Origin of the sequence: Streptomyces sp. NPDC001599 (genome assembly GCF_042893535.1) — a bacterium.
Lineage (GTDB): Bacteria > Actinomycetota > Actinomycetes > Streptomycetales > Streptomycetaceae > Streptomyces.
Genome location: NZ_JBIAVA010000005.1, coordinates 461,837 through 479,087, shown reverse-complemented (window position 1 = coordinate 479,087; position 17,251 = coordinate 461,837). Strand labels below are relative to the sequence as shown.

Here is a 17,251-nt window from a genome sequence, read left to right as displayed (position 1 = left end):
CGACCGTCCCAGGCCCGACCGGCAAGGAGACCAACCCCCGTGTCCGTCCTCTCGAAGCTCATGCGTGCAGGCGAAGGCAAGATCCTGCGCAAGCTGCACCGCATCGCGGACCAGGTCAACTCCATCGAAGAGGACTTCGCTGACCTCTCCGACGCCGAGCTGCGGGCCCTCACCGACGAGTACAAGCAGCGCTACGCCGACGGTGAGAGCCTTGACGACCTGCTGCCCGAAGCCTTCGCCACCGTCCGCGAAGCCGCCAAGCGCGTCCTGGGCCAGCGGCACTACGACGTACAGATCATGGGTGGCGCGGCCCTGCACATGGGCTACGTGGCCGAGATGAAGACCGGTGAGGGCAAGACCCTCGTCGGCACGCTGCCCGCCTATCTCAACGCCCTGTCCGGCGAGGGCGTGCACATCGTCACGGTCAACGACTACCTGGCCGAGCGCGACTCCGAGATGATGGGCCGCGTCCACAAGTTCCTCGGTCTGAACGTCGGGTGCATCCTCGCCAACCAGACGCCTGCCCAGCGCCGTGAGATGTACGGCTGCGACATCACCTACGGCACGAACAACGAGTTCGGCTTCGACTACCTGCGCGACAACATGGCGTGGTCCAAGGACGAGCTCGTCCAGCGCGGCCACAACTTCGCCATCGTCGACGAGGTCGACTCCATCCTCGTCGACGAGGCCCGTACGCCGCTGATCATCTCCGGCCCGGCCGACCAGGCCACCAAGTGGTATGGCGACTTCGCCAAGCTGGTCACCCGCCTGAAGAAGGGCGAGGCCGGCAACACCCTCAAGGGCATCGAGGAGACCGGCGACTACGAGGTCGACGAGAAGAAGCGCACCGTCGCCATCCACGAGTCGGGCGTGTCCAAGGTCGAGGACTGGCTGGGCATCGACAACCTCTACGAGTCGGTGAACACCCCGCTGGTCGGCTACCTGAACAACGCCATCAAGGCCAAGGAACTGTTCAAGAAGGACAAGGACTACGTCGTCCTCGACGGCGAAGTCATGATCGTCGACGAGCACACGGGCCGTATCCTCGCCGGTCGCCGCTACAACGAGGGCATGCACCAGGCGATCGAGGCGAAGGAAGGGGTGGACATCAAGGACGAGAACCAGACGCTCGCCACGATCACCCTCCAGAACTTCTTCCGCCTCTACAAGCGCCACGACCACAACGGCAAGGAACAGCCCGGCCTGTCCGGCATGACCGGTACGGCGATGACCGAGGCCGCCGAGTTCCACCAGATCTACAAGCTCGGCGTGGTGCCCATCCCGACCAACCGGCCGATGGTGCGCAAGGACCAGTCGGACCTGATCTACCGCACCGAGGTCGCCAAGTTCGAGGCCGTCGTCGACGACATCGAGGAGAAGCACCGCAAGGGCCAGCCGATCCTCGTCGGCACCACCTCGGTCGAGAAGTCCGAGTACCTCTCGCAGCAGCTCAGCAAGCGCGGCGTCCAGCACGAGGTGCTCAACGCCAAGCAGCACGACCGGGAGGCGACGATCGTCGCCCAGGCGGGCCGCAAGGGCTCCGTGACGGTGGCCACGAACATGGCCGGCCGTGGTACGGACATCAAGCTCGGCGGCAACCCGGAGGACCTCGCCGAGGCCGAGCTGCGCCAGCGCGGTCTCGACCCCGAGGAGCACATCGAGGAGTGGGCCGCGGCCCTGCCCGCCGCGCTGGAGCGTGCCGAGCAGGCGGTCAAGGCCGAGTTCGAAGAGGTCAAGGAGCTGGGCGGCCTCTACGTCCTGGGCACCGAGCGGCACGAGTCGCGGCGCATCGACAACCAGCTGCGCGGTCGTTCCGGCCGTCAGGGCGACCCCGGTGAGTCCCGCTTCTACCTCTCCCTGGGCGACGACCTGATGCGGCTGTTCAAGGCCCAGATGGTCGAGCGCGTGATGTCCATGGCGAACGTGCCGGACGACGTGCCGATCGAGAACAAGATGGTCACGCGCGCGATCGCGTCCGCCCAGTCGCAGGTCGAGACGCAGAACTTCGAGACCCGCAAGAACGTCCTGAAGTACGACGAGGTCCTCAACCGCCAGCGCGAGGTCATCTACGGCGAGCGTCGCCGTGTCCTGGAGGGCGAGGACCTCCAGGAGCAGATCCAGCACTTCACGAACGACACGATCGACGCCTACGTGCAGGCCGAGACCGCCGAGGGCTTCCCCGAGGACTGGGACCTCGACCGGCTGTGGGGCGCCTTCAAGCAGCTCTACCCGGTGAAGGTCACCGTCGAGGAGCTGGAGGAGGCGGCGGGCGACCGGGCCGGACTGACCGCCGACTACATCGCGGAGTCCATCAAGGACGACGTCCAGGAGCAGTACGAGGCGCGGGAGAAGCAGCTCGGCTCCGAGATCATGCGCGAGCTGGAGCGCCGGGTCGTCCTGTCGGTCCTGGACCGCAAGTGGCGTGAGCACCTCTACGAGATGGACTACCTCCAGGAGGGCATCGGCCTGCGCGCCATGGCGCAGAAGGACCCGCTGGTCGAGTACCAGCGCGAGGGCTTCGACATGTTCCAGGCCATGATGGACGGCATCAAGGAGGAGTCCGTCGGCTACCTGTTCAACCTGGAGGTCCAGGTCGAGCAGCAGGTCGAGGAGGTTCCGGTCGAGGACACGGCCCCGTCGCTCGACAAGGGCGCGCAGGACGCGGTTCCGGCCCAGGCGGGCGCCCGTCCGGAGATCCGGGCCAAGGGCCTCGACGCGCCGCAGCGCCGTGACCTGCACTTCTCCGCTCCGACCGTGGACGGCGAGGGCGGTGTCGTCGAGGGCGAGTTCACCGACGGCGAGCCCGCCCAGGCCCAGTCCGACGGGCTCACGCGCGCGGAGCGCCGCAAGCAGGCCAAGGGCGGGCGGCGCCGCAAGAAGTGACGGCGCGGTGCCCGCGGGCGCCGTGACGGTGGGAAGGGCCGGTCATCTCGGGTGACCGGCCCTTCGGCCTGTCCTGGCGGCGGTCGTGTCTCCTGGCGGCCTTGTTCCGGCGGGCCGGCCGGAAACGGTCAGTCGTCGTCCGCGCGGGTTCTGCGGGGGCCGCCCACTTCCACCGCCGTGCAGCGCCAGCGCAGGTCCCTACCCCGCTCCAGGCGGAACGCCATGGCCCGCAGCCGGTCACCCGCCCCGATGCGCGCGAAGACCTCCAGCGCGCCCGGCCGGGGCTCGAAGTAGCCGATGTCGCGGACGACGGGGGAGGTGCCACGGGTGCGCAGCGGTCCGCGTTCGGCGAGGTGGGCCAGGTCGTCGTAGGCGCGGCCGACAGTGTGGCGGAGCATCGAGTGGACGGGGCGCCGACCGCTGAGGACGCCGAGCAGGAGCTCGGCGAAGTGGTCGGTGGGGCGCAGCTGTGGGACGGGCCGGCGAGGCGTCTGAGCGGGGACGACGGGCGTCGCGGAGGGCCGGGCGACCCGTCGGTGGCTTCCGGGTGCGATCCGCCCCTGGGAGAGGGCTGCGACAGGGGCCGAGGCGGCGTTCGCGGTGCGGGCGGCGGCGGAGGCGGTGGTCGGGCGGTCGGCGACCGGGACCGTGGTCGGGCGGCCGGGGACGGAGGCCGTGGCCGGGTCCGGCGCCGACTTCGGGGCGGGGGCGCCCGGGGGCCCGGTGACCGGAGCGGGCCCTGCGCCACGGCCCGGTCCGGCCGTGGGCGGGCGGGTGTCCGCCGGCCGCGTACGCGACCGCTGGGACCGGCCCGGAGACCCCGGCGGGCGTCCACCGGACGCCGCAGCACGCGTCCCGCGCGCCCCCGGCCTGCGAGGCGGCACACCCCCCGGCGCACGGAGCGGGATACCGCCGGGTTCGCCGGACAGGGTGTCGTCGGGCCCGCCGGACACGCGGGGCTCGGTGTCGCCGGGCCTACGGGACGGGGCGCCGCCGGGTTCGCCGGGCGGCGTGGCCCCCGGGCGGTACGACGGCGTGGCCCCCGGGCGGTACGACGGCGAGGCCGCCGGGGCATAGGAGGGCGTGACACCCGGGTCGCCGTAAGGCGGTGGCGGTGGCGGTGAGGTGGGAGGGGAGGTGGGGGCGGTGGGGCGGGACTGGGTTCGGGTCATGACCTTGCGCATGGGGGTCCCCGTTCGGCGGCCCGGGTGATACCGGGCGGTAACTTCGCGGTCGGTGATCTTGTACGGGGTGGACGGGCGGCACGGCAAGGACGCGGACGGTCGGGTCGCGGGGGTCGGGAGGTTCACCTATCAGAGTGATGCGGGGGAGTGGAGAGGCCGGGACTGCGGGGCGGGGCGGGTGAATTCCGGGACCGGGGTAGACGCGTCGGACGCCATGGGCGGGGACTCGAAAGGGGACACCCGCACGTATCCTGAAGGCTCTCCCCCGGGTCGCCGAGTGCTCCGACGGCGTCCCCGGCGTCCCGACCACGAAAGCGGCAGACTCATGCGCGTCTACGTCCCCCTGACCCTGTCCGGCCTCGCCGAGGCGCACCGGGCGGGGGAACTGGGGGCCGGGCCGCTCGTCGCGTACGCCGTCACACCGGCGCTGCGCGAGTGGTACCTGTCGGACGACATCGAGGAGCTGGAGTACGCCGCCCTCGGCCGGGCCGCCCTGGCCTCGCTGCGGCTGCTGGCGGCCGGCCCGGGCGCGGCACGGCGCCGGGTCGTGGTCGCCGCCGACGTCCCCGACGGCGCCGCCGTGGCCGACCCCGACCGGGGAGTCGATCCGGCGGCGCTGGGCGAGGTCCGGGTCTCCGGACCGCTGCCGCTGGCCAAGGCGGCCGCGGTGCACGTCGACTCCGCCGACGCCGAGGCGGACGTGCGTGCCGCGGCCGAGGCCCTCGCCGCGGCGGACGGCGGGGACGACGACGCCCAGTTCGTCGTGGACGGCGCGGAGGACCACGAGCTGCTCTGGTACGCGACGCAGGAGATCCCGAACCTGGTGTGACCAGGTACGTCGCATCGCGGTGTCCCGATTGTCAGTGGTGCCGGGTACGTTTTCGGGCATGGGGATGCAGACGGGCGCACACATCGTGTGGGACTGGAACGGCACGCTGTTCCACGACAACGACGCGATCATCGGAGCGACGAACGCGGCGTTCGCCGAGCTGGGGCTGGCGCCGATCACACTGGAGCGGTACCGGGCGCTGTACTGCGTGCCGGTGCCGAAGTTCTACGAGCGGCTGATGGGGCGGCTGCCCACCGACGCCGAGTGGGAGGTCATGGACGCGGCCTTCCAGCGCCACTACAGCGTGCACCGGAGCCGGTGCACGCTCGCGGACGGCGTCACGGAGCTGCTCACCCGGTGGCGGTCGGCGGGGCGCAGCCAGTCGATCCTCAGCATGTACGGCCACGACGAGCTGGTGCCGCTGGTCAAGGGCCTCGGGATCGAGACGCACTTCATACGCGTCGACGGCCGGACCGGGCCGTCCGGGGGCAGCAAGGCCGAGCACATGGTGCGGCACCTCGCGCAGCTGGCGCTGTCCGGGGTGGAGCCCGCCCGCACGGTGGTGATCGGGGACGCCGCCGACGACGCGGTGGCGGCGAGGCACGTGGGCGCCGGGGCGGTGCTCTACACCGGGGGGTCGCACAGCCGGGCCAGCCTCGAGGGGGTCGGGGTGCCGGTGGTGGACACGCTGGGAGAGGCCGTGGCGGTGGCGGAGCGACTGGCGGGATGACGGCGGCGTCCGGTACCCCGGACCACTCCGTTACCCGGGCGTAGCTGTGCGGAACGTCCAAGTCGAGGGCCCGGTTTTGTACACATGCGGCTCATGACGAGGAGCCCGTGCGGGGCGATAGCCTTGTGCCGTGATCAGCGCGATAGTTCGCGGGGGCACTGGTGCCCCTGCCCTGCGCCCGGCACCCGCGGACGACATCCGTGGCCGGGCGGCGGTCGCTGATCCTCGCGGGCGGGACGGGGCATCGAAGACCCCCGGTACGGCGCCGCGCACTCCCCGGACGGTGACGGCGAGAGCGAAGTCACACCCGGTGGGAGCGGCGACATTGGCTGATATGCCCCCGCTCCTCTCATCTTGCGGCATAGCGTCGGAGCAGACCGGACACCCCGTGTCCCGACGTCATGCCGGAAGGCAGGAGACCGTACTTCCTTCTACGTCACGCAACGGCGCGCGACAGGAGTCAGAGGACAATGCAGACCAAGCTGGACGAAGCCAAGGCCGAGCTGCTCGAAAGGGCTGCGCGGGTAGCTGAGAACAGCCCGGTCGGGGGGCACCTACCGACCGGGACGACGGGCGAGGGAACTCCGGGCACCCCGGACGGCCCGGACGGCGCCCCGGACTACGCATCCGTGTTCGCGTTCCTCCAGCGCTACTACCGGCACACCGCCCCGGAGGACCTCGCCGACCGCGACCCGGTCGACATCTTCGGGGCCGCCGTCTCGCACTACCGGCTGGCCGAGAACCGCCCGCAGGGCACGGCGAACGTCCGCGTGCACACCCCGACGGTCGAGGAGAACGGCTGGACGTGCAGCCACTCCGTCGTCGAGGTGGTCACCGACGACATGCCCTTCCTCGTCGACTCCGTGACCAACGAGCTGACCCGACAGGGCCGCGGCATCCACGTCGTCGTCCACCCGCAGATCGTGGTGCGGCGCGACATCGCCGGCAAGCTCGTCGAGGTGCTCGCCGGTCCGCCCGCCGCCGACCTGCCGCACGACGCGCACGTCGAGTCCTGGATCCACGTCGAGATCGACCGCGAGACCGACCGCGGCGACCTGAAGCAGATCACCGCCGACCTGCTGCGCGTCCTGAACGACGTCCGCGAGACCGTCGAGGACTGGGGCAAGATGCGCGACGCGGCCGTGCGCATCGCGGACCAGCTGTCGACCGAGGCGACCCCCGAGGACCTTCCCGCGCGCGAGCTGGAGGAGGCCCGCGAGCTGCTGCGCTGGCTGGCCGACGACCACTTCACCTTCCTCGGCTACCGCGAGTATCAGCTGCGCGAGGACGACTCCCTCGCCGCCGTCGCCGGTACCGGCCTCGGCATCCTGCGCTCCGACCCGCACCACGCGGCCGACGAGAGCCACCCCGTCAGCCCGTCCTTCGAGCGGCTGCCCGCCGACGCCCGGGCCAAGGCCCGCGAGCACCGGCTGCTGGTGCTGACCAAGGCGAACAGCCGGGCCACCGTGCACCGCCCCTCGTACCTCGACTACGTCGGCGTCAAGAAGTTCGACGAGAACGGCAACGTCGTCGGCGAGCGCCGCTTCCTCGGCCTGTTCTCCTCCGCCGCCTACACCGAGTCCGTCCGCCGGGTGCCGGTGGTGCGGCGCAAGGTGGAGGAAGTGCTGGAGCGGGCCGGCTTCTCGCCCAACAGCCACGACGGGCGGGACCTGCTGCAGATCCTGGAGACCTACCCGCGCGACGAGATGTTCCAGACCTCGGTCGAGGAGCTGGAGCCGATCGTCACCTCCGTGCTCTACCTCCAGGAGCGGCGCCGCCTGCGGCTCTACCTGCGCCAGGACGAGTACGGCCGCTACTACTCGGCCCTCGTCTACCTCCCCCGCGACCGCTACACCACCGGTGTCCGGCTGCGGATCATCGACATCCTCAAGGAGGAGCTCGGCGGCACCAGCGTCGACTTCACGGCCTGGAACACCGAGTCGATCCTGTCCCGGCTGCACTTCGTGGTCCGCGTCCCGCAGGGCACCGAGCTGCCGCATCTGTCCGACGCCGACAAGGAGCGCGTCGAGGCCCGTCTCGTCGAGGCCGCCCGCTCCTGGGCCGACGGATTCGGCGAGGCGCTGACCGCCGAGTTCGGCGAGGAACGCGCCGCGGAGCTGCTGCGCCACTACGGGTCCGCCTTCCCCGAGGGCTACAAGGCCGACCACGGTCCGCGCTCCGCCGTCGCCGACCTCGGCCACCTGGAGCAGCTCGACGAGGAGAAGACCTTCGCGCTGAGCCTGTACGAGCCGGTCGGCGCCGCGCCCGAGGAGCGGCGCTTCAAGATCTACCAGAAGGGCGGCTCGGTCTCCCTGTCCGCCGTGCTGCCGGTGCTCAGCCGGCTCGGCGTCGAGGTCACCGACGAGCGCCCCTACGAGCTGCGCTGCGCGGACCGCACCACGGCCTGGATCTACGACTTCGGTCTGCGGATGCCCAAGGCCCCGTCCGGTGGCGCCGACTACCTCGGCGACGACGCCCGCGAGCGCGTCCAGGACGCCTTCGCCGCCACCTGGACCGGCAAGGCGGAGAACGACGGCTTCAACGCCCTCGTGCTCAGCGCCGGACTGACCTGGCGCGAGGCGATGGTGCTGCGCGCGTACGCCAAGTACCTGCGGCAGGCCGGTTCGACGTTCAGCCAGGACTACATGGAGGACACCCTCCGCAACAACGTCCACACCACGCGCCTGCTCATCAACCTGTTCGAGGCGCGGATGGCGCCCGAGCGGCAGCGCGCCGGGCGGGAGATCGTCGACGCCCTGCTCGAAGAGGTCGACGCGGCCCTCGACCAGGTGGCGAGTCTCGACGAGGACCGGATCCTGCGGTCCTTCCTCACCGTCATCAAGGCGACGCTGCGGACCAACTTCTTCCAGGAGGCGAGCGGCGGCGTGCCGCACGACTACGTCTCCATGAAGTTCGACCCGCAGGCCATCCCCGACCTGCCCGCGCCGCGCCCGGCGTTCGAGATCTGGGTGTACTCGCCGCGCGTCGAGGGCGTGCACCTGCGCTTCGGCAAGGTCGCGCGCGGTGGTCTGCGCTGGTCGGACCGGAGGGAGGACTTCCGGACCGAGATCCTCGGCCTGGTCAAGGCGCAGATGGTGAAGAACACCGTCATCGTGCCGGTCGGCGCCAAGGGCGGCTTCGTCGCCAAGCAGCTGCCCGACCCGAGCGTCGACCGCGACGCCTGGATGGCGGAGGGCATCGCCAGCTACAGGACGTTCATCTCGGCGCTGCTCGACATCACCGACAACATGGTGGCCGGCGAGGTCGTGCACCCCGCCGACGTCGTCCGGCACGACGAGGACGACACCTACCTCGTCGTCGCCGCCGACAAGGGCACCGCGAAGTTCTCCGACATCGCCAACGAGGTCGCCGAGTCCTACAACTTCTGGCTCGGCGACGCCTTCGCCTCCGGCGGCAGCGCGGGCTACGACCACAAGGGCATGGGCATCACCGCCCGCGGCGCCTGGGAGTCCGTCAAGCGGCACTTCCGGGAGCTGGGCGTGGACACCCAGACCCAGGACTTCACGGTCGTCGGCATCGGCGACATGTCCGGTGACGTCTTCGGCAACGGCATGCTGCTCAGCGAGCACATCCGCCTGGTCGCCGCCTTCGACCACCGGCACATCTTCATCGACCCGACGCCGGACGCCGCCACCTCCTACGCCGAGCGCCGCCGGCTGTTCGAGCTGCCCCGCTCGTCCTGGGAGGACTACAACACCGAGCTGCTCTCGGCGGGCGGCGGGATCTTCCCGCGCACGGCCAAGTCCATCCCGGTCAACGCGCACGTCCGCGAGGCCCTCGGTATCGAGCCGGGCATCACCAAGGTGACCCCGGCCGAGCTGATGAAGGCGATCCTCAGCTCCCCGGTGGACCTGCTGTGGAACGGCGGCATCGGCACGTACGTCAAGGCGTCCACCGAGTCCAACGCGGACGTCGGCGACAAGGGCAACGACGCCATCCGCGTCGACGGCAAGGATCTGCGGGTCCAGGTCGTCGGCGAGGGCGGCAACCTCGGCCTGACCCAGCTGGGCCGGATCGAGTTCGCGCTGCGGGGCGGCCGGATCAACACCGACGCCATCGACAACAGCGCGGGCGTGGACACCTCCGACCACGAGGTGAACATCAAGATCCTGCTCAACGGTCTCGTCAAGGACGGCGACATGACCGTCAAGCAGCGCAACAAGCTGCTCGCCCAGATGACCGACGAGGTCGGCGCGCTGGTCCTGCGCAACAACTACGCGCAGAACACCGCGATCGCCAACGCGCTCGCCCAGTCCAGGGACATGCTCCACGCCCAGCAGCGCTTCATGCGGCACCTGGTCAGGGAGGGCCACCTCAACCGGGCCCTGGAGTTCCTGCCCACCGACCGCCAGATCCGCGAGCGGCTGAGCAGCGGACACGGGCTGACCGGCCCGGAGACGGCCGTGCTGCTGGCGTACACGAAGATCACCGTCGCCGAGGAGCTGCTGCACACCTCGCTGCCGGACGACCCGTACCTCAAGGGTCTGCTGCACGCCTACTTCCCGACGGCGCTGCGCGAGCAGTTCGCCGAGCAGGTCGACAGCCACCCGCTGCGCCGCGAGATCACGACGACCGTCCTGGTCAACGACACGGTCAACACGGGCGGTACGACGTATCTGCACCGGATGCGCGAGGAGACCGGCGCGTCGCTCGAGGAGATCGTGCGGGCCCAGACCGTGGCCCGGGCGATCTTCAGCTCCTCCCCGGTGTGGGACGCGGTGGAGGCCCTGGACACCAAGGTCGACGCCGCCGTCCAGACCCGGATCCGGCTGCACTCGCGCCGCCTGGTCGAGCGCGGCACGCGCTGGCTGCTCAACAACCGGCCGCAGCCGCTGGAGCTGGCCGAGACGGTGGAGTTCTTCGCCGAGCGGGTCGAGCAGGTGTGGTCGCAGCTGCCGAAGCTGCTGCGCGGCGCGGACGCGGAGTGGTACCAGCACATCCATGACGAGCTGACCGCCGCCGGGGTGCCGGACGAGCCGGCCACGCGGGTGGCCGGGTTCTCCTCGGCCTTCGCGACGCTGGACATCGTGTCGGTGGCCGACCGCATGGGCAAGGAGCCGCTGGACGTCGCGGAGGTGTACTACGACCTCGCCGACCGGCTGGGTGTCACCCAGCTGATGGACCGGATCAGTGACCTGCCGCGGGACGACCGCTGGCAGTCCATGGCCCGCGCGGCGATCCGCGAGGACCTGTACGCGGCGCACGCGGCGCTGACCGCGGACGTCCTGGCGGTGGGCAACGGGTCGTCTACGCCGGAGCAGCGGTTCAAGGCGTGGGAGGAGAAGAACGCGGCGATTCTCGGGCGGGCGCGGACGACGCTGGAGGAGATCCGGCAGTCGGACGCGTTTGATCTGTCCAACCTTTCGGTGGCCATGCGGACGATGCGGACGCTGCTGCGTACGCATTCGTAGGTCGGCGGTTGCGGTGGTTGCGCCGCTTGCCGTGTGAGGCGCCCCGGGCCGGGTTCGGTCCGGGGCGCCTTGGCGTGTGCGGCGGGGTGGGAGCTGGGCGGAGGTGGGTGCGCAGCCCGGCGTTGCGGGGTGCCGCGCGCCCACCCGTGCCGCCCCAGCGGCACGATTGCCCGCAGGAAAGTCAGCGCAGGACGTTGGCCAGCAGGCGGGCCGCTCTCCGTGTCCTGGGTGTGGACAGGCGGCGGGCGGCTGGGCGGAGGACCGTGGCGGTGGCGCCCACCGGCTGCCAGGTGATCTGGAGGCGGCCCGGGTTGTGGCCCTCCGGGCGGAGCGTGATCCGGTGGGGCGTGAGACCGGTGCGGTAGGGGACGCGCGCCGTGAGGGGCGGGAAGGCCAGCGGCGCCAGGAGGATGCCCGTGTGGGTGCGGCCGCGATGGCGGAGGCGGAGCACGGGATGGCGGGTACCCGCGAAGCCGTGCAGGGGGAGTCGGGCCGCCGCCAGGTCCAGGCGGACGCGGCCCTCGAAGAGGCCGGGGCGGACGGGTGACAGGCGGAAGGGCACCGTGAGACGGCGGCGGCCGGGGGAGAGGTGGAGCACCGCGCGCTGGGGCCCGACGGGGAGGCGCAGGGCCGGGTCGTAGGTGCGGACGGTGAGGTCGACCGACGCACCGGGGCCGCGCGTGATCTCCGTGATCTCGTGCCGGAGCAGGGCGGTGAAGAACGGGCGGGTGTCCAGTTCGAGGTCGGTCAGGTCCAGCTCGCGCCGGGCCTCGGGAGAAGCCGGGACCTCCTCGCCCCAGTACACGCGGCCGCTCTCCTCGTCCGGTGTCACCCGGCGCGGTGCCACGTCGTGGCCGAGCCCCCGGGCCGCCGTGCGGACGTCGGACAGGCGCCGGTCGCGCAGCAGCCGCAGGACGATCCGTTCGGCGCGGGGCAGCCGGGCGTAGGCGCCCTCGGCGAGCGTGTCGAGGTAGGGGTTCATGAGGTCCGCGAAGGAGGCCAGCCAGGTGTCGTCGCGGTAGGGGAGGTCACCGGCGTACATCCGGAAGTCGTGCTTGAGGAACTTGAAGTCCTTGTCCTCGCGCAGCGCCTCGTGCCCGCTCTCGGCCAGGAACGCGTCGATGAGGCGCTGCACGTGGACGCGGTCGCGGACGTTGGTGAGCTTGTGCCGCTGGTTGGAGATGGAGGCGGCGTCGGAGGCGGCGTAGGGGGCGATGTACCAGCGGTAGACCGGGTCGGGGACGACGGTGAAGGTCTTGGCCAGGCAGTACGCCTGGGCCGAGAAGAGCTGGTCCTCGTAGTGGATGCCCTCGGGGAAGCGCAGGCCGTGCCGGTCGAGGAAGGCGCGGGAGTACATCTTGCTGGTGGAGAGGTGCTCGAAGAACAGCCGCGGGTCGGCCTCGATGCCGTCGAGGGTGCGGCGTTCGGCGACCAGGTGCGGCATCCAGGTCGTGCGGCGTCCGCCGTCCACGCGGATGCGGTGCACGGCGCCCATGGCGAAGTCCAGGTCGCGTTCGCGGTGGGCGGCGAGCAGGACCTCGACGGCACGCTCGGGGAGTTCGTCGTCGCTGTCCAGGAACATCAGGTACGGCGCCCGCGCGATCTCCAGGGCGCGGTTGCGCGGGGCGCTGCACCCGCCGCTGTTCTCGGGCAGCCGGAGGTACACGATCCGCGGGTCGTGGGCCGCCAGTTCGCGGGCCACCTCCTCGGTCGCGTCGGTCGAGTGGTCGTCGCTGATGACGACCTCGATGTTCGCGTGGGTCTGGCGCAGCACGGAGGCGACGGCGCGGGGCAGGCGCTCCGCGTCGTTGTAGACGATGACCGTGACGGTGACGTCCGGGATCCTCATGGGCGGGAGGATGGCGGTGGCCGGGCTCGTGGCGGCTGTCCTCATGACGCGCAGGCCTCCTCGGGGCTCGGGGCCGGGGTGCGGTCCTCGACCGGCAGGACCGGGGGCAGCGTCCGCTCGTCCTCGCCGAGGAAGACCCGGCGCACGACGCGTTCGGCGGCGCGGCCGTCGTCGTACTCGCAGAACCGGCGCCGGAAGGCGGTCCGGGCCTTCGTCGCGCGCTCGTCGTGCCAGGCGTCGGAGGTGAGGATCTCCGTCAGCTCCGCCTGGGTGCGGGCGACCGGCCCGGGGGCCTCGGCCATCAGGTCGAAGTAGACGCCGCGGGTGGTGCGGTAGGTCTCCCAGTCGTCGGCGTGGATGACGATCGGGCGGTCGAGGTTGGCGTAGTCGAACATGATCGACGAGTAGTCGGTGACCAGCGCGTCGGCGGTCAGGCACAGCTCCTCGACGGGTTCGTAGGACGAGACGTCGACGAGGCGGCCGGTGCGGCGCAGGCCCGCCAGCGGGGCCGAGGGGGCGGCGGCACTGTCGTAGAAGTAGTGGGCGCGCACCAGCAGAACCGTTTCTTCACCGAGTCGGTCGGCGAGGGCCGCGAGGTCCAGGCGCGGCGTCCAACCGGCCTCGTAGTCGCGGTGGGTGGGCGCGTAGAGGACCGCGCGGCGGCCGGGCGCGATGCCGAGGCGTTCGCGGGCCGCGCGGACCTCGGCGGGACCGGCGGTGTAGTACACGTCGTTGCGCGGATAGCCGTGGTCGAGGGAGAGGTGGCGGGACGGGTAGGCCCGCTGCCACATGCGGGTGGAGTGGCTGTTGGCGGAGACGCTGTAGTCCCACTTGTCGACGCGCTCCAGCAGCGCCTGGAAGTCCAGGCCGTGGGCGGCGGCGGGGTACGGCAGCTGGTCCACGCCCATGCGTTTGAGCGGGGTTCCGTGGTGGGTCTGGAGGTGGACGGTGCCGGGGCGTTTGACCACCGCGTCCGGGAAGTTGACGTTGTTGACCAGGTACTTGGCGCGGGCCAGCACCTCCCAGTAGCGGCGGGTGCCGGGCACGACGTGGTCGGTGCCGGGCGGCAGCAGCGCCGCGCCCTGCGCCGTGACCACCCACACCGGGTGGACGCCCGGGGCGAGTTCGGCGAGTTTGGCGGCGATCGCGGCCGGGTTGCAGGCCACCCCGCGGTTCCAGTACGCCGAGAAGACCGCGAGGTGCGGGTCGAGGGGGCGGGCCAGGGCGGCGCGGTACTGGAGGGTGCGCAGCCGGGTGCCGGCCCGGCGTCTGCCGGTGCGCGCGGCGGAGCGCACCCCGCGGCGGGCGTGGCTGGCGGTCTGGAGGGCGCGGTACCTGCCGTAGGCGCCCTCCTCCAGGAGCGAGCGGCGTACGCCCTCCAGTCCGGCCGGGCGCCTCAGTCCCTCGGGGCGGTGGCGCCGGGCGGTCACCGACGCCCGGTGGAAGAACTCCCGCGCCACGTCGTCCGGCATCCCGGCCCGGGCGAAGGTGTGCAGGCAGTCGCGGATCATCAGGTCGTACAGGACGCCGTGGACGGCGGGCCGGTCGGCGGTGAGGCCGAGGAGCGCCTCGTAGCGGTCGACCAGCGCGTACCGCTCGGCGGGTGTGGGCGGCGGCAGGCTCTCGGGGCGCAGCCGGCGGTCCTCGTACGCCGGGTGCGGCAGGCAGGCGACACGGTCGGCGAGCAGCAGCGCGGCGTACGCGGCGAACGGCTCGTCCTCGGTGGTCAGGAGCCGTTCACGGGCCCGCCAGAAGGCGGCGCGTACGGCACGGTTGCCGAGCAGCGGGGTCAGGCGGAGCAGCCCCGCGCGGTCGTCCAGGGCGAGATCGGCGCGGCCCGCGCGGGCGAGGCGGGGGCCGTCGGGGGAGGGGAGGCCCGAGGCCCGCCAGGAGCCGCGGACGTGGTCGAGGAGCAGGACCTCCACGGCGTCGGGGAGGGCGCCGGCGCGTTCGGCGACGGCGTGCGGGGCGCCGACGGGCAGCCCGTCCTTGGCGTGCACGAAGTGCAGCCACCGGCCCCGCGCCCGGGCCGCCCCCGCCGAGCGGGCCGCGGCGTCACCGGCCCCGTCCGGCAGGGGCAGCACGGTGAAGGCCGGGGCGTGCCGCTCGGCGACCTCCCGCGCCCAGTCCCCGACGGCGGCGACGATCACCTCCACGCCGGTGAGGGGATGGGCGTCCAGGGAGTCGAGGAGGGCGGGCAGGTGGTCCTGGACGTTGGGGCCGTGGACGATGACGCTGAGGTCGGGGGTCGTCTCGGACATCGCGGGACTCCTTCGCTGCGTCGCTCCCGGAGCACTCCTCTGGGTCGGCTTCTATTCGGACATAGTGACATCAATCAGGCAAAAGGATTAATCGTGGCTGCCGTGCGTACGCCTCCCGGGGGACAGGGCGCTCACGCGACCGCCTTGGCCTTGGGGGCGGGGTCGGGCGCGGCCTTGGGTTTCGCCGCCGGGCCCGGGCCTGCGGTGAACTTCTCGTACTCCTTGAGGACGTCCTCCGTCGGCCCGTCCATCCGCAGTTCGCCGCGCTCCAGCCACAGCACCCGGTCGCAGGTGTCGCGGATGGACTTGTTGCTGTGGCTGACCAGGAACACCGTGCCGGCGTGCTTGCGCAGCTCCCGGATGCGCCGCTCGGACCGCTGCTGGAAGGAGCGGTCGCCGGTGGCCAGGGCCTCGTCGACGAGGAGGACGTCGTGGTCCTTGGCGGCGGCGATGGAGAACCGCAGGCGGGCCGCCATGCCGGAGGAGTACGTGCGCATCGGCAGGGTGATGAAGTCGCCCTTGTCGTTGATCCCGGAGAAGTCGACGATCTCCTGGTACCGCTCCTTGACCTGGGCGCGGGACATGCCCATCGCCAGGCCGCCGAGGTACACGTTGCGCTCGCCGGTGAGGTCGTTCATCAGGGCGGCGTTGACGCCGAGCAGGGAGGGCTGCCCGTCGGTGCAGATGCGGCCGTTCTCCACGGGAAGCAGGCCCGCGACCGCCTTGAGCAGCGTCGACTTGCCCGAACCGTTGGTGCCGATCAGGCCGATGGCCTCGCCCCGGTACGCCACGAAGGACACGTTCTTCACGGCGTGCACCCGGCGCACGCCCGCGGCCTTCTCGGTCTTCTTGCGGCGCAGGATGCGGTTGAGGGCGGCGGTCGCGGAGCCGCGGCCGGCGCCGGTGCCGTTGACCCGGTAGACGATGTCGACGCCGTCGACGACGACGGTGGGCACGCGCTCGCCCGCCTGCTCGGTGGCAGTGCTGTTGTTGTCAGCCACGACCGTAGGTCTCCTCGGCCTTCCAGAAGTAGATGAAGCCGCCGATCCCGGCGACCAGGGCCCAGCCCACCGCCAGCGCCCACACATGGGGCGGCAGCTGGCTTCCGCCGAAGGTGTCGATCAGGGCGAAGCGCATCAGGTCGATGTAGACGACGGCGGGGTTGAGCTGAAGGGCGGTGCCGACCCAGGACGGCAGGCCGCTGTCCGGGCCGGTCATGTGCTCGATGCTGAACATGACGCCCGAGGCGTACATCCAGGTGCGCAGCAGGAACGGCATCAGCTGGGCCATGTCGGGGATCTTCGAGCCCACCCGGGCCATGACCATCGCCACGCCCGCGTTGAACAGGAACTGGAGCACCAGTGCCGGGAGGGCGAGCAGCCAGGACGGGGCGGGCGGCACGCCGAAGGCCAGCAGGATCACGAGGAGCGCGGCCATCGAGAACAGCAGCTGCTGGAGCTGCTGGAGGCAGAACGACACCGGCAGCGCGGCGCGGGGGAAGTGCAGGGCGCGGACGAGGCCGAGGTTGCCGGAGATGGCGCGGGTGCCCGCCATGATCGAGCTCTGCGTGAACGTCCACACGAACACGCCGGTGACCAGGAACGGGACGAAGTCCTCCACGCCGCGCTTGGTGTCCATCAGCAGGCCGAAGATGAAGTAGTACACCGCCGCGTTGAGCAGGGGCGTCATCACCTGCCAGAGCTGGCCCAGCTTGGCCTGGCTGTACTGGGCGGTGAGCTTGGCGGTGGAGAAGGCGCCGATGAAGTGCCGGCGCGCCCACAGCTCGCGGACGTACTGGGGCAGGGAGGGGCGGGCGCCGCTGACCGTCAGTCCGTGCCGGGCGGCGAGCGCGGCGAGGTCGGTCTCGGCGGCGGGGCCGGACTCGGTGGTGAGGGGGGCGGCCTGGGCCGATGCCCGGGTCGGGGGAGGGGGGTCGAGGACCTGGCTCACATCCGGTGCTTTCGCTCGGGGGAGGGGGCGAGAGGGCGACGCCCGTCGTTCACCTGGGTGACCGTGTGGGTTCATCTACGTCGGGACGGCACCGTATCGTCGTGACGTGAGCGTAGGCCGTGACGACGCCGGA

At 71.6% G+C, this 17,251-nt stretch carries 9 protein-coding genes; 4 read left to right on the top strand and 5 right to left on the bottom strand.

Features of this window, described 5'->3' with window-relative positions; translation table 11 throughout:
* The first annotated feature begins 39 nt into the window (after positions 1-39).
* Complete coding sequence (gene secA / locus ACFYZ3_RS17010) at positions 40-2,883, top strand: preprotein translocase subunit SecA (protein WP_388517815.1); 2,844 nt, start codon at positions 40-42, stop codon at positions 2,881-2,883.
* 128 nt (positions 2,884-3,011) lie between these two features.
* On the opposite strand, the gene ACFYZ3_RS17005 is transcribed toward secA, so the two are convergent.
* Positions 3,012-3,281, bottom strand: coding sequence for an Rv3235 family protein (locus tag ACFYZ3_RS17005; RefSeq protein WP_003975808.1), 270 nt, complete (start codon positions 3,279-3,281; stop codon positions 3,012-3,014).
* Between the two features lie 1,111 nt (positions 3,282-4,392).
* On the opposite strand from ACFYZ3_RS17005, the gene ACFYZ3_RS17000 reads away from it, so the two are divergent.
* The 3 genes from ACFYZ3_RS17000 to ACFYZ3_RS16990 all read left to right on the top strand — a co-directional run bounded on the left by ACFYZ3_RS17000 (position 4,393) and on the right by ACFYZ3_RS16990 (position 11,058).
* Positions 4,393-4,896: a DUF6912 family protein gene (locus tag ACFYZ3_RS17000; RefSeq protein WP_388517812.1), complete on the top strand. Its 504-nt coding sequence runs from the start codon at positions 4,393-4,395 to the stop codon at positions 4,894-4,896.
* A gap of 58 nt (positions 4,897-4,954) precedes the next feature.
* Positions 4,955-5,626, top strand: coding sequence for an HAD family hydrolase (locus tag ACFYZ3_RS16995; RefSeq protein WP_388517809.1), 672 nt, complete (start codon positions 4,955-4,957; stop codon positions 5,624-5,626).
* 470 nt (positions 5,627-6,096) lie between these two features.
* Positions 6,097-11,058: an NAD-glutamate dehydrogenase gene (locus ACFYZ3_RS16990; RefSeq protein ID WP_388517806.1), complete on the top strand. Its 4,962-nt coding sequence runs from the start codon at positions 6,097-6,099 to the stop codon at positions 11,056-11,058.
* A 181-nt stretch (positions 11,059-11,239) separates the two neighbouring features.
* Here the strand turns inward: ACFYZ3_RS16990 and ACFYZ3_RS16985 are convergent, their stop codons facing one another.
* The 4 genes from ACFYZ3_RS16985 to ACFYZ3_RS16970 form a co-directional block, all read right to left on the bottom strand.
* The gene (locus ACFYZ3_RS16985) at positions 11,240-12,907 is read right to left on the bottom strand and encodes a glycosyltransferase family 2 protein (protein ID WP_388517803.1); all 1,668 of its coding nucleotides are present in this window, start codon (positions 12,905-12,907) and stop codon (positions 11,240-11,242) included.
* Between the two features lie 41 nt (positions 12,908-12,948).
* A complete protein-coding gene (locus ACFYZ3_RS16980; RefSeq protein ID WP_388517800.1) occupies positions 12,949-15,168 on the bottom strand; it encodes a CDP-glycerol glycerophosphotransferase family protein in 2,220 nt (739 codons plus the stop codon).
* Positions 15,169-15,299: 131 nt separating this feature from the next.
* Complete coding sequence (locus ACFYZ3_RS16975) at positions 15,300-16,169, bottom strand: ABC transporter ATP-binding protein (RefSeq protein ID WP_388517797.1); 870 nt, start codon at positions 16,167-16,169, stop codon at positions 15,300-15,302.
* Positions 16,162-17,118 (bottom strand): ABC transporter permease, encoded by a 957-nt coding sequence (locus tag ACFYZ3_RS16970; RefSeq protein ID WP_388517794.1) that lies wholly within the window; start codon positions 17,116-17,118, stop codon positions 16,162-16,164. Before ACFYZ3_RS16970 ends, ACFYZ3_RS16975 begins: the two co-directional genes overlap by 8 nt.
* Positions 17,119-17,251 lie beyond the last annotated feature (133 nt).

What these genes read in the sequence shown, in the direction of transcription:
- ACFYZ3_RS16980 (WP_388517800.1), bottom strand. Translation starts at nt 15,168, where the DNA reads ATGTCCGAGACGACCCCCGACCTCAGCGTCATCGTCCACGGCCCCAAC.
- ACFYZ3_RS16990 (WP_388517806.1), top strand. Translation starts at nt 6,097, where the DNA reads ATGCAGACCAAGCTGGACGAAGCCAAGGCCGAGCTGCTCGAAAGGGCT.
- ACFYZ3_RS17000 (WP_388517812.1), top strand. Translation starts at nt 4,393, where the DNA reads ATGCGCGTCTACGTCCCCCTGACCCTGTCCGGCCTCGCCGAGGCGCAC.
- ACFYZ3_RS16995 (WP_388517809.1), top strand. Translation starts at nt 4,955, where the DNA reads ATGGGGATGCAGACGGGCGCACACATCGTGTGGGACTGGAACGGCACG.
- ACFYZ3_RS16985 (WP_388517803.1), bottom strand. Translation starts at nt 12,907, where the DNA reads ATGAGGATCCCGGACGTCACCGTCACGGTCATCGTCTACAACGACGCG.
- ACFYZ3_RS17005 (WP_003975808.1), bottom strand. Translation starts at nt 3,281, where the DNA reads ATGCTCCGCCACACTGTCGGCCGCGCCTACGACGACCTGGCCCACCTC.